At 75.4% G+C, this 13,379-nt stretch carries 14 protein-coding genes; 8 read left to right on the forward strand and 6 right to left on the reverse strand.

Features of this window, described 5'->3' with window-relative positions; all coding sequences use genetic code 11:
• The first annotated feature begins 118 nt into the window (after positions 1-118).
• Positions 119-1,963 carry a bifunctional diguanylate cyclase/phosphodiesterase gene (locus Ae717Ps2_RS21965; protein ID WP_075333848.1) on the forward strand — a complete coding sequence of 615 codons (1,845 nt, stop codon included), beginning with the start codon at positions 119-121 and terminating at the stop codon, positions 1,961-1,963.
• Here Ae717Ps2_RS21965 and Ae717Ps2_RS21970 read toward each other — a convergent pair.
• The 3 genes from Ae717Ps2_RS21970 to Ae717Ps2_RS21980 all read right to left on the reverse strand — a co-directional run bounded on the left by Ae717Ps2_RS21970 (position 1,960) and on the right by Ae717Ps2_RS21980 (position 4,376).
• The gene (locus tag Ae717Ps2_RS21970) at positions 1,960-2,889 is read right to left on the reverse strand and encodes an ABC transporter substrate-binding protein (RefSeq protein WP_198932223.1); all 930 of its coding nucleotides are present in this window, start codon (positions 2,887-2,889) and stop codon (positions 1,960-1,962) included. The two genes, Ae717Ps2_RS21965 and Ae717Ps2_RS21970, sit on opposite strands and share 4 nt — an antisense overlap.
• Positions 2,890-2,958: 69 nt before the next feature.
• Entirely contained in the window at positions 2,959-3,561 is a 603-nt protein-coding gene (locus tag Ae717Ps2_RS21975; protein ID WP_075310380.1) for an alpha/beta family hydrolase, read from the reverse strand.
• Complete coding sequence (locus tag Ae717Ps2_RS21980; RefSeq protein WP_075310378.1) at positions 3,558-4,376, reverse strand: SOS response-associated peptidase; 819 nt, start codon at positions 4,374-4,376, stop codon at positions 3,558-3,560. The genes Ae717Ps2_RS21975 and Ae717Ps2_RS21980 overlap by 4 nt, the downstream gene beginning before the upstream one ends.
• A 35-nt stretch (positions 4,377-4,411) precedes the next feature.
• Between Ae717Ps2_RS21980 and aroA the strand changes: the two genes are divergently transcribed.
• The 4 genes from aroA to Ae717Ps2_RS22000 all read left to right on the forward strand — a co-directional run bounded on the left by aroA (position 4,412) and on the right by Ae717Ps2_RS22000 (position 8,499).
• Positions 4,412-5,704 carry a 3-phosphoshikimate 1-carboxyvinyltransferase gene (gene aroA, locus Ae717Ps2_RS21985; protein WP_020622719.1) on the forward strand — a complete coding sequence of 431 codons (1,293 nt, stop codon included), beginning with the start codon at positions 4,412-4,414 and terminating at the stop codon, positions 5,702-5,704.
• A gap of 1 nt (position 5,705) precedes the next feature.
• Positions 5,706-6,725 (forward strand): ribosome small subunit-dependent GTPase A, encoded by a 1,020-nt coding sequence (gene rsgA, locus Ae717Ps2_RS21990; RefSeq protein ID WP_020622720.1) that lies wholly within the window; start codon positions 5,706-5,708, stop codon positions 6,723-6,725.
• Positions 6,726-6,781: 56 nt separating this feature from the next.
• Positions 6,782-7,597 (forward strand): hypothetical protein, encoded by an 816-nt coding sequence (locus tag Ae717Ps2_RS21995; RefSeq protein ID WP_143510438.1) that lies wholly within the window; start codon positions 6,782-6,784, stop codon positions 7,595-7,597.
• 77 nt (positions 7,598-7,674) lie between these two features.
• Positions 7,675-8,499 carry a crotonase/enoyl-CoA hydratase family protein gene (locus tag Ae717Ps2_RS22000; protein ID WP_075310374.1) on the forward strand — a complete coding sequence of 275 codons (825 nt, stop codon included), beginning with the start codon at positions 7,675-7,677 and terminating at the stop codon, positions 8,497-8,499.
• 14 nt (positions 8,500-8,513) lie between these two features.
• Here the strand turns inward: Ae717Ps2_RS22000 and Ae717Ps2_RS22005 are convergent, their stop codons facing one another.
• Both Ae717Ps2_RS22005 and Ae717Ps2_RS22010 read right to left on the reverse strand, forming a co-directional pair.
• Positions 8,514-9,020: a hypothetical protein gene (locus Ae717Ps2_RS22005; protein ID WP_043276975.1), complete on the reverse strand. Its 507-nt coding sequence runs from the start codon at positions 9,018-9,020 to the stop codon at positions 8,514-8,516.
• 22 nt (positions 9,021-9,042) lie between these two features.
• Entirely contained in the window at positions 9,043-10,479 is a 1,437-nt protein-coding gene (locus tag Ae717Ps2_RS22010) for a wax ester/triacylglycerol synthase family O-acyltransferase (protein WP_020622724.1), read from the reverse strand.
• On the opposite strand from Ae717Ps2_RS22010, the gene Ae717Ps2_RS22015 reads away from it, so the two are divergent.
• From Ae717Ps2_RS22015 to Ae717Ps2_RS22025, 3 genes are read left to right on the forward strand one after another with little or no spacing between them, the layout of a single operon-like run.
• Positions 10,478-11,272: an RNA methyltransferase gene (locus Ae717Ps2_RS22015; protein WP_075310372.1), complete on the forward strand. Its 795-nt coding sequence runs from the start codon at positions 10,478-10,480 to the stop codon at positions 11,270-11,272. The two genes, Ae717Ps2_RS22010 and Ae717Ps2_RS22015, sit on opposite strands and share 2 nt — an antisense overlap.
• Before the next feature lie 22 nt (positions 11,273-11,294).
• Positions 11,295-12,566 carry an alpha-hydroxy acid oxidase gene (locus tag Ae717Ps2_RS22020; protein WP_075310370.1) on the forward strand — a complete coding sequence of 424 codons (1,272 nt, stop codon included), beginning with the start codon at positions 11,295-11,297 and terminating at the stop codon, positions 12,564-12,566.
• An 18-nt stretch (positions 12,567-12,584) separates the two neighbouring features.
• Positions 12,585-12,836 carry an antitoxin gene (locus tag Ae717Ps2_RS22025; RefSeq protein ID WP_020622727.1) on the forward strand — a complete coding sequence of 84 codons (252 nt, stop codon included), beginning with the start codon at positions 12,585-12,587 and terminating at the stop codon, positions 12,834-12,836.
• A 126-nt stretch (positions 12,837-12,962) separates the two neighbouring features.
• Here the strand turns inward: Ae717Ps2_RS22025 and Ae717Ps2_RS22030 are convergent, their stop codons facing one another.
• Positions 12,963-13,367: an HAD-IA family hydrolase gene (locus Ae717Ps2_RS22030; RefSeq protein ID WP_020622728.1), complete on the reverse strand. Its 405-nt coding sequence runs from the start codon at positions 13,365-13,367 to the stop codon at positions 12,963-12,965.
• Positions 13,368-13,379 lie beyond the last annotated feature (12 nt).

Below are 13,379 nucleotides of genomic sequence, written 5' to 3' on the forward strand. Positions count from 1 at the left end.
CGATCCCCTCCGCTGCGATCAGCGGCAGTCTACGACCGGTGTCTACAAGATCGGGAACGGTCCACGGTTCCGCCGCTGGAGCAGGGCGGTCGGGGCGCTGTCGACGGGGTACGCCCGGATGCTGCGCGACCGCACCCGGCTGGAGCAGGAGCGGATCAGCTCGGCCGCGTTCGCCGCACGCGCCGCCGCGGAGGACGCCCGCTGGCGCTCCGAGGCGCGCTACGGCGTGGTGTTCGAGAGCTCCGTGATCGGCATCGGCGTCGCCGACACCGAGGGCCAGATCCTGGAGGCCAACCGCACGCTGACCCAGATGCTCGGCCACCGGCCCGGTGGGCTCGTGGGCCGTTCGGTGTTCGAGTTCATCCATCCCGAGGACACCCCCGAGATGTGGCCGCAGATCGAGTCCATGCTCGCCGGGCGGATCGGGCACGTCCGGATGGAGAAGGCCTACTTCCGGGTCGACGGCGACCAGGTGTGGACCGAGCTGACCGTCTCGCTGGTCCGCTCCCCCGACGGCGAGCCCCGCTACCTCGTCGCGATGGTCTCCGACGTCACCGAGCGCCGCCGCCTGCAGTCACGGCTGCGTCACCAGGCCGAGCACGACCCGCTCACCGGGCTGCCGAACCGCTCGCTGTTCTTCACCCGGCTCGAGACCGCGCTCGCCGGGCCGTACGGCTCCCCCGCCCCGGTCGGGGTCTGCTATCTCGACCTCGACGGCTTCAAGGCCGTCAACGACACCCTCGGCCACGACGCGGGTGACCAGCTCCTGCGCACCGTCGCGCACCGCCTCGACGCCGAGCTCCGCCCGGCAGGGCACACCGTCGCCCGGATGGGCGGCGACGAGTTCGTGGTGCTCGTGGAGCAGTGCACCGGCGTCGAGCAGCTGGCCGAGGTCGCCGACCGGGCGCTGGCCGTCGTCCGGCGGCCGGTGCACGTGCGCGGCCGCGAGGTGGTGGTGTCGGCCAGCATCGGGGTCGTCGCCCGCCCGTTCCGCGACGCCGCGGGCACCGCCACCGGCGAGGACGTCGCCGGTGCCGCGGGCGCCGCCGAGCTCATGCAGGCCGCGGACACCACCATGTACTGGGCCAAGCGCGACGGCCGGGACCGCATCGCGGTCTTCGACCCGGCCCGGCACGCCAACGACGTGCACCTGTTCGAGCTGGCCGGCCGGATGCCGGGTGCGCTGGAGCGCGGCGAGTTCCACCTGGAGTACCAGCCGCTGGTCGCGCTCGACGACGGCGCCGTCGTCGGGGTGGAGGCGCTGGCCCGCTGGCGCACCGCCGACGGCGAGCGGCTCGGCCCGGACGTGTTCATCCCGCTGGCCGAGCAGACCGGCCTGATCGTCCCGCTGGGGCTGCACCTGCTGGAGCAGGCCTGCACCGACGCCCGGTCCTGGGTGGACTCGGGCGCCGACGCGGGGCTGGTGCTCAGCGTGAACGTGGCGGGCCAGCAGCTGCGCAGGCCCGACGCCGTCCTCCGCATCGCCGACGTGCTGGAGCGGACCGGGTGGCCCGCCTCGTCGCTGCAGCTGGAGCTGACCGAGAGCGACCTCATGTCCGCCGCCGGGCGCCCGGTGCAGGCGTTGGAGGAGCTGTCGCGGCTCGGGGTGCGCATCGCCATCGACGACTTCGGCACCGGCTACTCGAACCTGGTCTACCTGCACCGGCTGCCGGTGGACGTGCTCAAGCTGGCCGGGTCGTTCGTCACCGGCCGGGGTGGCGCCTGCCCCGGCGAGGAGGGCCCGGACGACCCGGGCCCCGGCGACGTCGACAGCCCGGTCATCCTCTCGGCGATGATCGAGCTGGCGCACACCCTCGGGCTGACCGTCGTCGCGGAGTCGGTCGAGACCGGCTGGCAGGCCCGCAGGCTGCACGACCTGGGATGCGACATCGGCCAGGGCTGGCACCTGGGGTCGCCACGCCCCGCGGCCGAGCTCGCCGCGCTGCTGGCCGGGGCCCGCTAGGACGGCGGGCCCGGGGCCAGACGCTGCCGCACGTCGTCGACGATCCGGTCGGCGCCCAGCACGCCGATCCCCACCATCCAGGTCTCGTCCTCGACCTCGTGCACCCGGCCGGCGCGGACGGCGGCGGCGGTGCCCCACAACCTGCTCACCGCACCCCGGGCACCGGCCGACGGGTCACCGGCCCGGTCGGTGAAGAACACGACATCGCCGTCGATCTCCGAGGCCATCTCCGGTCCGACCTGCAGCATCGAGTACTCGTTCCAGGCACGGTCGCCCAGTTCGAAGCCCATCGCGGTCAACACGGACCCGGAGAAGCTCCTCGGCCCGTAGAGCCGGAACGACTCCGGCTGGAACCGCACGATCGACGCCGTCCGACCGGGCGCGCCGACCTCCCTGCCCACCTGCTCGGCGCGCAGCCGCCACCCCTCGAGCAGCTCCTCCATCTCGCCGGTGCGCTGCACTGCGGCAGCGGTGACCCGGGCCTGTTCGGTCCAGTCGGTGCCGCTGCCGACCGAGAACACGGTCGGGGCGATCCGCGCGAGTTGCGCGTGGAGCGGGGTGTGCCGCGTGGCCGAGCCGATGATCAGGTCGGGCCGCAACGACGCGACCGCCTCGAGGTCGGGATCGTTGATCGCTCCGGTCGGTCGGGTGCCCGTCAGGCGGTCGGCCAGGTACGGCGGGAACCCGGCCCCGACCGACGACTCACTCGCCCCGACCGGGACGATCCCGAGCGCGACCAGCGCGTCCAGGTGCGGGGAGTCCAGCACCACGACGCGCGACGGCCGCGCCGGCAGCCGCGTCTCGCCCATCGCGTGGGTGACCGTGTAGCCGCCTCCCCCGGACGGGGCCGGCTCGGGCGCCGCGGCGCACCCGGCCACCACGAGCAGCAGCGCGGACAGGACCGCGGCGGCCGCCGACGCTCTCAAGGATCGGATCTTCGACACGGAGGGAACATACCGGGCACATAAGGGTAGGCATACCTTTTCTACCGGCTTCTACCGGGCGAGCTGCTCCGCCGCCCATCCGGCGACGACCTCGCGCAGCCGGTCGTGCTGCTTCTTCAGACCGTGGTCGCCGTCGAGCAGCACCACCCGCCGGTCGGGCCCGTCGGCCGGGACGCCGAACCGGTCGCTGCGGCCCTGCACCACGAGCACCGGCACCCCGGCCCCGTCGAGTTCCGGGGCCCGGGTCCGCTCCGGGCGGCCGGGCGGGTGCAGTGGGAAGGCCAGGCACAGCACCGCGGCGGCACCGGCCGTCGTCGCCGTGCGGCAGGCGACGCGCGCACCGGAGCTGCGGCCGCCGACGACCAGCGGCCCGTCGTGGCCGGGCCGCACCGCCGCGACGACGGCGAGCCACGCCTCGTCGAGGTGCCCGGCCGGGGCGGGGGCCCGCCGGCCCGCGACCCGGTAGGGCTGCTCGACCAGGCCGACGTCGAACCCGGCGGCGGTGGCCGCCGCGGTCGCGGTGACCAGGTCGGGGGCGTCGACACCGCCGCCGGCGCCGTGCCCGAGCAGCAGCAGGCCGCGCGGTTGCTCCGCCCGGTGCAGGGTGACCCGGGCCGGTCCGCGCGGGGTGTCGACCTCGCGCGCCCCGGTCACGACAGCAGGTCGAGCTGGATCGGCTCGGTCACCTGGTCGTCGGGGATCCGGTCGAGCAGCTCGGGAGCGTTGTTGCGGACGTTGTTGACCTGCGGCGACACCGGCCGGATCTCGAGGGTGGACACCAGCTCGGGGGTCGGCGGGACGAGCAGCCGGGTGACCCGGTCGTCGCCGGTGTCGCGGTCCGGGTCGAGCCAGTCCGACCAGTCGTCGGGGCGCAGCACGAGCGGCATCCGGTCGTGCACCTGGGCGAGCGGGCCGACCGCCTCGGTGGTGAGCACGCAGGCGGTGACCAGGCCGTCCGGGTACTTCTCGGCGAGCTCGCCGCCGCTGGGACGCCAGTACTCCCACAGGCCGGCCATCGCCATCGTGGCGTCGTCGGCGTAGTGGGTGAAGTACGGCTGCTTGGTCGGCTTGCCGGTCCCGCCCTGGCTCTTCGGGACGGCGTCGTGGCGCTGCCACTCGTACCAGCCGTCCATCGGGAACAGGCAGCGCCGCGACGCGGCCGCACGGCGGAACGCGGGCTTCTCGGTGATCGTCTCCGACCGGGCGTTCACCATCCGCGCACCCGCCGACGGGTCCTTCGCCCAGAACGGCACCAGGCCCCAGCGGACGGTCCGCAGCGACCGCTCGGTGACGTCCCGGTCGGGTTCGCCGCTCTCGTCGCGGGGGTGGCGTTCGACCACCACGGTGATGTCCTTGGTCGGCGCCACGTTGTAGTCCGGACGCTGCGAGGACTCCTGCGTCGCGTCGACGGCGTGGAACTCGTCGGCCAGGTCCGCGGGGGCCTTGGTGGAGGCGTAACGGCCGCACATGCATCCCATGCTCCCATGTGGGGAAGGATGGGGGCGTGAGCTACTGGACCGCCCCCACGCCCGGGTCGCCGGTGACCGGCACCGTGACCGTCCCCGGGTCGAAGTCGGTGACCAACCGTGCGCTGCTGCTCGCCGGGCTGTCCGGCGGCGGGGTCCGGGTCGACGGTGCGCCGCCCACCCGCGACACCGCGCTGATGACCGGCGCGCTCACCGCGCTGGGCGTCCCGGTCGTCACCGAGGGCGACACGGTGCGGATCGGCGCGCACGGCGGCCTGCGTGGCGGCACGGCTGCGTTCCCGGCGGAGGTCGACTGCGGGCTGGCCGGAACGGTCATGCGGTTCGTCCCGCCGGCCGCGGCGACGGCGTCGGGCGCGGTCCGCTTCGACGGCGACCCGCGCGCCCGGGAGCGCCCGATGGGCACCGTGCTGGGCGCCCTGCGCCAGCTCGGAGCGACGGTGTCCTTCGACGGCGCCGCCGACGCGCTGCCGTTCGTCCTGGACGGGGGCCCGGTCCGGGGTGGCGAGGTCACGATCGACGCGTCGGCGTCGTCGCAGTTCGTGTCCGGGCTGCTGCTGTCCGGGGCGCTGTTCGAGCGCGGGGTGACCGTCCGCCACGACGGGAAGCCGCTGCCCTCGCTGCCGCACATCGCCATGACGGTGGAGATGCTCCGCACCGCCGGGGTGGTCGTCGACGACGGCGAGCCGAACAGCTGGCGGGTCGAGCCCGGGCCGGTCGCGGCGCGGGACTGGACGGTCGAGCCCGACCTGTCGAACGCCGCGGTGTTCCTCGCCGCGGCCGTCGTGACCGGCGGGCGGGTCACCGTGCGCGGCTGGCCCGCCGAGACCACCCAGCCCGGCGTCGACGTGCTGCCGGTGCTGGAGCAGTTCGGCGCGACCGTGTCGCACACCGCCGAGGGGCTGACCGTGACCGGCCCGGACCGGCTCGGCGGCGTCGACGTCGACCTGCACGACGCGGGCGAGCTCGCACCCACCGTCGCGGCGATCGCCGCGCTCGCCTCGGGCACCTCGCGGCTGCGCGGGATCGGGCACCTGCGCGGGCACGAGACCGACCGGCTCGCCGCGCTCGCCACCGAGATCACCGCGCTCGGCGGCGCCGTCACCGAGACCGACGACGGGCTGGTCATCGAACCGAAGCCGCTGACCGGGCGCGCCGACCGGCCCTGGGGCGCCTACGCCGACCACCGGATGGCGACCGCGGGCGCGATCATCGGTCTGGTCGTGCCGGGCGTCGAGATCGACGACGTCGCCAGCACCGACAAGACCATCCCGGACTTCCCCGGCCGGTGGGCGGCGCTGGTCGGGAACTGACGTGCCCCGCGACATCAGCAGGCTCGACGAGTCCGACGTCCGCGTCCGCCCGGGACGGCGCGGCAGCCGTCCGCGCAGCAAGCGCCGCCCCGCGCACGCCGACGCGACCCGCGCGATGGTCACCGCCGTCGACCGGGGCCGCTGGACCTGCGCGGTCGACGCCGACCCGAGCCTCCCCCAGGTCGTCGCCATGCGGGCCCGCGAGCTGGGCCGGACGCCGGTCGTCGTCGGGGACCGGGTGGACCTCGTCGGGGACCTGTCCGGCGAGCCGGACACCCTCGCGCGGATCGTGCGGGTCGCCGAGCGCGAGACCGTGCTGCGCCGCACCGCCGACGACACCGACCCCTACGAGCGGATCGTCGTCGCGAACGCGCAGCGGCTGATCGTGGTCACCGCCGTCGCCGACCCGGTGCCGCGCAGCGGGTTCGTCGACCGCTGCCTGGTCGCGGCGTTCGCCGGCGGGCTGCAGCCGGTGCTGTGCCTCACCAAGTCCGACCTCGCCGACCCCGAGCCGTTCGCCGCGCAGTACCGCGAGCTCGGGGTGCCGGTGCTGGTGACCGGACGTTCGGAGTCCGGGCCGCCGACCGGGCTGGACGCGCTGCGCGCGGAGCTGTCCGGGCGGCTGTGCGCGCTCGTCGGACACTCAGGGGTCGGCAAGTCCACGCTGGTCAACGCGATCGTCCCGGCCGCGACCCAGGCCATCGGGCGGGTGTCGGGCGTCGGCAAGGGCCGGCACACGACCACCGCGGCCCTGGCGTTCCCGCACGCCGACGGCTGGGTCGTCGACACCCCGGGGGTCCGGTCGTTCGGGCTCGCGCACGTCAGCGCGGACGACGTCGTCGCCGCGTTCGGCGACCTCGCCGAGGCCATCGAGGACTGCCCGCGCGGCTGCGGGCACCTCGGGCCGCCCGCCGACCCGGAGTGTGCACTGGACGACCTGGTCGCCTCCGGCGCACTCGGAGGAGGCAGACTCGACGCGTTGCGCCGCGTGCTGGTGGCGCTGGCGAGCGACAGGTTCTGACGGTCCTGTCGGTCCTGACAGTTCCGACGATCACGACGACGGCCGGGGAGCGGGTAGTGCCGGGACGGCGCGCGATGACGCTGCTGCTGTGCGGGGCGGTGCTGGTACCCGGGCTGTCCGGGTGCTCGTGGCCCGGCTCGTCGGGCGCCACCCCGCCGCCCGCGGTCGCGCCGGCGGCGCTGCCGAAGTACTACGACCCGGCCCCGCTGGTCGCCGACGTGCGGGCCCGCACCCGGCTCGACGGCGGCTCGACGCTGTCGGTGGCGGGCACCCTGACCCACGACGGCACGACCGTCCCGGTGACCGGCGACGGCGCCCTGCGGGTCGACGGGGCCGGGGACGCCCCCGCGGTGCGGCTGCTGCTGCGTTCGGGGCCGTCGGGCACGGTCGCACGGAGCACCGAGATCATCCGGATCGGCGGCCGCACCTGGCTGCGCCCCGGCGACGGCGGCTGGGGCGAGGCCGGACGGGTCCCGCTGCCGCCGGAGCAGATGGCGCACGCGACGCTCGCCGCGAACGTCGCCGCCGGGGTCGACCCGCTGGGGGCGGTGGCCCGCTACCCGGACGCGGTGCTCGTCGCCGACGCCGCCGACGACGCCGTCGACGGCACCCCGGCCGTGCACTACACGCTGGTCGTCGACCTGGTGCGGGCCGTGGCGACCGAGACCGACCCGGCGCGCCGGGGGGCGCTGCAGGCCCAGCAGCGGGCCGGGCTGACCCGGCTGAGCTCGGAGATCTGGGTCGACGCCGAACGCAGGCCGCTGCGCAGCCGGGTCCGCCAGCAGCTGCCCGACGGCGCGGCCCTCGATGTCCTCGTCCGCTACGACGGCTGGGGCGCCCCGATCACCATCGAGCCACCCGTCCGCGGCTGAGGGCCCCGGCCCTCCGGGTGCCGCTGCGGCGCGACGACGGGCCGTGGCTGCCTCCGATCCGGGCTACGGTGCGGTGCATGAGCGAGCGGGTCCGGACCACCGTGGACGACGGCGTCGCCGAGGTGCGGTTCACCCGGCCGGAGCGCCGCAACGCCCTCGACGTCGCCCAGTTCACCGCGATCGTGCACGCCGCGGACGCGCTGCGCGACCGCGCGGACGTCAGCGTCGTGGTGCTGTCGGCGCAGGGGCCGGACTTCTGCGCGGGTCTGGACCGCGACATGTTCCGCGCGATGCGCGCCGGCGAACGGCTCTCGGCCACCGCCGAGCTGCCCCCGCCGCGCGACGGCTCCCCGGCCCGCGCGACCGGGCAGCGCGCCGCGTACGCCTGGACCGAACTGGACGTGCCGGTGATCGCCGCCGTGCAGGGGCACGCGCTGGGCGGCGGACTGCAGATCGCGCTCGGCGCGGACCTGCGGATCGTCGCCCCCACCGCGACGCTGTCGGTGCTGGAGATCGTCTGGGGCCTGGTGCCCGACATGGGCGGCACGCTGCTGCTGCCGCAGCTGGTCGGGCGCGACGTCGCCCGCGACCTGACCTTCACCGGGCGCACGGTGTCCGGCACCGAGGCCGTCGCGCTGGGGCTCGCGACCCGCACCGCCGAGGACCCGCGGGCCGCCGCGCTGGCGACCGCGCGGCAGATCGCCGCCCGCAACCCGCACGCGGTCCGCGCGGCGAAGCGGCTGCTCACGACGCCCCGTCCGCCCGCCGAGCAGCTCGCCGCCGAGCAGGCCGAGATCGGTGCGCTGATCGCGAGCCCGAACCAGCGCGAGGCCGTCGCCGCGCGGCTGGAGGGCCGCGACCCGGTGTTCCACGACCCCGCGCCGGGGGCCGGAGCGGGCTGAGGGCCCGTCGGGGCTCAGCCCAGCTCGACCAGGAACGGCAGCTCGGTGCCGTCGTACCAGGCCAGCTCGTGGTCCTCGGCCTCGCCGACGAGGAACTCGGCGTCCATGTCGCCCAGGTCGGCCTTGTCGACCGCACCGGCCGCCTCCCGGACGGCGTGCTCGGCCTCCGGCAGGTCGACGTGCACGGCGGCGATCTTCGACAGCGGCACCGGGCCGGTCACCCGGACCGCGCCGTCGTCGAGGTCGGGGCGCAGGGTGACGTCGTCGGTGTCGGCGGACACCACGACCCGGCGGGCGGGGGTGTCGTTCTCGCCCAGGCCGAACTCGACCGCGAGCAGCCGCAGCGACGCCCGCGCTGCCTCGTTCATCGCGGCGTACTCGAGCTCCTCGTCGTCACCCGCGGTGTAGGACTCGCGCAGCTTCGGGGTGAGCGCGAAGGCGGTGCCGCCGAGCGGCTCGAAGTTCCCGGTCTTCACGGCGCGGGCCAGCATCGGCCAGGTTGCGGGGAGGTAGATCCTCAACGGTGTTCTCCTCTGACGGGGCTCACCCCGACTGTCGCAGTGTCTCGAGGAGCTCCTCGAGCGACTCGTCCACCATCCCGGCCAGCACGTCCAGGTCGCCCATGGCGTCCCGGTCCCCGTTCAGGCCGTAGTAGACACCGCCGTCGTAGCTGGTCAGGCCGATGGAGACGGCCTGGCCCTTCGCCAGCGGGACCACCGGGAACATCTCCAGCATCCGCGCCCCGGCCGCGTAGAGCGGGAACTGCGGCCCGGGGACGTTGGTGACGACCAGGTTGAAGAAGTGCCGTGCCATGCCGTTCGCGGCGCGGGCACCGACGGCGTGCAGCGTCGGCGGGGCGAACCCACCGATCCGGACCAGGGTGTCGGCACCGACGGCGTCGCCGGTGTCGGTGTGCTCGCGCATCTGGTGGGTGACCTGGTGCAGCCGCACCAGCGGGCTCGGCTCGCCGACGGGCAGGTCCACCAGGAACGAGGCCACCCGGTTCCCGAGCGACCCGCCGGCCGCCGAGCTGGGCACGTCGCCCTCGCCGCGCACCGACAACGGCACCAGCGCCCGCACCGACGACGACCCGGCGACCGGCTCGCCGCGTGACATCAGCCAGGTCCGCAGGGCACCGGCGATCACGGCGAGCACCACGTCGTTGACGTCGCAGCCGTAGGCGGCGCGGACCTTGCGGTAGTCCTCCAGGTCGGTGCGGGCAAGCGCGAACCGGCGCTGGGTGGAGATCTCGGCGTTCAGTGGCAGCCCCGGCGCGCGACGACCCGCGGTCCGGGCCATGTTCAGGACCTTGCCCGCGGCCCCGGCGAGCTTGCCGACGGTGGCCAGCGCGTCCCCCGCGGCGACCCGCACGTTGTCCACGATCTCGGTGGGGCGGGTGACGGCCTCGGAGATCGCGTCGAGCACGAGCTGCCCGTCGGTCGGCTCGGGGCGCGGCATCCACAGCTCGTCCGGGGTGGCCCGCGGCTCGGCGGAGACGTCGAGGATGACCTGGCCGATGTCGATCGCGGAGATCCCGTCGACCATCGCCTGGTGGGTCTTGGTGAGGATCGCGACCCGGCCGGTGTCGCCGTCCCCGGCGGGGCCGAGCCCCTCGATGAGGTACATCTCCCACAGCGGACGGGTGTGGTCCAGCGGCCGGGACATCAGCCGTCCGACCAGGTCGGTCAGCTGGTCCTCGCTGCCCGGACGGGGCAGCGCCGAGCGCCGCACGTGGTAGGCGATGTCGAACTCCGGGTCGTCCACCCACACCGGACGCGCGAGGTTGGCCGGGACGTGGCGCACCTTCTGCCGGTAGCGCGGCACCAGCGCGATCCGCTGCTCGATCAGCTCGACCAGGCGGTCGTAGTCGAACCCGTCGTCCGCGCGCTCGAAGACGGCGACCCCGCCGACGTGCATCGGGGTGGTCGCCTCCTCCAGGTACAGGAAGGACGCGTCGAGTGCGGAGAGCCGGGACGGCATGGCCGCGATCCTACGTGCGACGCTTCTCCCCGTGAGCGATGCAGGTGCGGTCTCCCCGAAGGACCGGTTCATCACGGTCTACGGCCGCAAGCCCGTCCTGGAGGCGCTGGCCGACCCCGACCTGGAGGTCGACAAGGTCGTGCTGGCCGACACGGTGCGCGGTGGCGGCGAACGCGAGATCACCGCGGCCGCCCGAGACCGCGGGGTGCCGGTGCAGCGTGCGACCGCGCAGCGGGTGAAGGTGCTGGCCGGCAACGGGCGCCACGACCAGGGCGTGCTGGCCGACGTCGTCGCCCCGCGGATGTCGCCGCTGGAGCACTTCCTGTCCGACCTGGGCACCCGGCGGCCGGCGTCGGTGCTGGTCCTCGACGCCGTCACCAACCCGTCGAACGTCGGGATGATCCTGCGCAGCGCGACGGCCGCCGGTCTGGACGGCGTACTCCTGCCCCGCCGCGGGGTGCCCGCCATCGACCCACTGGTGATCAAGGCCTCGGCCGGGGTGGCGTTCGCCGCGCCCGTGCTGCGCTGTGCCACCGCCGCCGAGGGCGTCGACCTCATGCACGCGGCCGGGTTCGGCGTGTTCGGGCTCGACGCCGGCGGCGACTCGCTGCTGGAGGCGTCGCTCCCGCCCCGGGTCGCCCTGGTGCTGGGCAACGAGACCGACGGCCTGACCGAGGACGTCCGCTCCCGGCTCGACGGGATCCTCTCGCTGCCGATGTACGGCGGGGTCGAGTCGCTCAACGTCGCCTCCGCCGGTGCCGTCGCCGCCTACGAACTGCTGCGCCGACGCTGAGCGGTCACCTAGTGTCGGGGCGATGGTGCGCCGTCGCATTCCCCGCCCGTCCGAGCTCGCGCCGCTGCTGCGGCCCGCCCCGTTCACCCTGGACCGCACGGCGGCCCGGCTGGCTCGCGCGTCGAGCATCGGGGACCTGCGCGAGCTGGCCCGCCGGCGGGCGCCGCGGGCGGTGTTCGACTACACCGACGGGGCCGCCGAGGACGAGGTGAGCCTGCGCCGGGCCCGCGAGGTGTGGGCCTCGGTGGAGTTCTCGCCGACCGTGCTCACCGACGTCTCCCGGGTGGACACCGGCCGGGACGTCCTCGGCGGACGCTCGTCGCTGCCGTTCGCGCTGGCCCCGACCGGCTTCACCCGCATGATGCACACCGAGGGCGAGCGCGCGGTCGCCGCCGTCGCCGCCCGGGCCGGGATCCCCTACGCCCTCTCGACCATGGGCTCCACGACGATCGAGGGCGTCGCCGAGGCGGGGCGCGGCGGGCGGCACTGGTTCCAGCTCTACCTGTGGCGCGACCGCTCGGTCGCCCACGAGCTCGTCTCCCGGGCACGGGAGGCCGGCTACGACACGCTGCTGCTCACCGTGGACACCCCGGTCGGCGGCAACCGGCGCCGCGACGCGCGCAACGGCCTGTCCATCCCACCGGCGCTGTCGCTGCGGACCTTCGTCGACGGCGCCCGCCACCCCCGCTGGTGGTTCGACCTGCTCACCACCGAACCGCTGACGTTCGAGTCGCTCGCCGCGGGCGGCGGCAGCCCGTACGAGGTGATCAACCGGGTGTTCGACCCGGCCCTCACCCTCGACGACGTCACGTGGCTGCGCGGCGCCTGGCCCGGGAAGCTGGTGGTCAAGGGCGTCCAGTCGGTCACCGACGCCCGCCGCGTCACCGACGCGGGCGCCGACGGCGTGCTGCTGTCCAACCACGGCGGACGCCAGCTGGACCGCGCCCCGGTGCCCGCCGAGCTGATCGAGCCGGTGGTGCAGGAGCTGGGCGACGACGCGGAGGTCCTGGTGGACACCGGGATCACCCACGGCGGCGACGTCGTCGCGGCGGTCGCGCTCGGCGCCCGCGCGGCGCTGGTCGGCCGCGCTTACCTGTACGGGCTGATGGCCGGGGGCGAGGCCGGGGTGGCGCGCGCCGTGGAGATCCTGCGGGCCGAGGTGGAGCGCACGATGCAGCTGCTCGGCGTCACCCGGGTCGACGACCTCCGCCCGGAGCACGCACGGCTCCGCTCGTCGACCAGCGGCCACCATCACCCGAACGAGCGACGTCCCGGCGCTGCGCCCCGGCGCTGACCGGGCCAGCATGGGCGCATGGGTTTCCTGGACAAGGCCAAGGAACTGCTCGGCCAGCACGACGACAAGGTCGACCAGGCGCTGAACAAGGCCGGTGACGCGGCGAAGCAGAAGTACGCCGGTCACGACGGCCAGATCGACGCGGCGACGAAGTTCGCCCGGGAGAAGACCGGCACCGGCGACACCACCGCCCAGCAGCCGGGCCCGGACGGGCAGGCCCCGCCGCCGCCCGCGCCGGGTGAGGCCCCGCCGCCGCCTCCGCAGCAGTAAGCCTTCGCAGCAGTAGGCAGAGCACGACCGACCCGGCCGACCGCCGGGCCGCCCACGAGGCGCCGTCCGCTCACCGCGGGCGGCGCCTCCGCACGTCACGCCCCCCCCGGCCCGGTCCCCGGCGGCTCAGCCCCGGGCGGGGACCCCGAGCAGGACCTCCAGCTCGCCGAGGGTGGTCTCGGCGCCGGTGTGCCGCACCCCGACCGCCCCGGCCGCGGCGGCGCCGCGCACACACGCCCCCATGTCGTCGACGACGACGCAGTCCCCCGCGGGCAGGCCCAGCTCCGCCGCGACGGCGGCGAAGGAGTCGGGACTCGGCTTGCGGGCGCCGCGGACCGCGCCGAGGAGCACCGTGCCGAACGCCGCGGCGACCTCGTCGGGCACCGCGTGCGCGCCGGAGAACAGCGCGGTGCGGATTCCCGCGGCCGCGGCGCGACGGGCGTAGGCGAGCAGCAGGGCGCCGTCGGCGGGGTCGTCGAGGACACCGCCGTAGTCGACGATCAGGCCGCGCAGGGTCCGGGTGTCCGCCACGCGACCGACGGT

The sequence above is a fragment of the Pseudonocardia sp. Ae717_Ps2 genome (assembly GCF_001932475.1).
Lineage (GTDB): Bacteria > Actinomycetota > Actinomycetes > Mycobacteriales > Pseudonocardiaceae > Pseudonocardia.

Coding starts and splice junctions, on each gene's coding strand:
- Ae717Ps2_RS22025 (WP_020622727.1), top strand. CDS start 12,585: ATGGGTTTCCTGGACAAGGCCAAGGAACTGCTCGGCCAGCACGACGAC.
- Ae717Ps2_RS22020 (WP_075310370.1), top strand. CDS start 11,295: ATGGTGCGCCGTCGCATTCCCCGCCCGTCCGAGCTCGCGCCGCTGCTG.
- Ae717Ps2_RS22015 (WP_075310372.1), top strand. CDS start 10,478: ATGGCCGCGATCCTACGTGCGACGCTTCTCCCCGTGAGCGATGCAGGT.
- Ae717Ps2_RS21965 (WP_075333848.1), top strand. CDS start 119: ATGCTGCGCGACCGCACCCGGCTGGAGCAGGAGCGGATCAGCTCGGCC.
- Ae717Ps2_RS21980 (WP_075310378.1), bottom strand. CDS start 4,376: ATGTGCGGCCGTTACGCCTCCACCAAGGCCCCCGCGGACCTGGCCGAC.
- Ae717Ps2_RS22010 (WP_020622724.1), bottom strand. CDS start 10,479: ATGCCGTCCCGGCTCTCCGCACTCGACGCGTCCTTCCTGTACCTGGAG.
- Ae717Ps2_RS22000 (WP_075310374.1), top strand. CDS start 7,675: ATGAGCGAGCGGGTCCGGACCACCGTGGACGACGGCGTCGCCGAGGTG.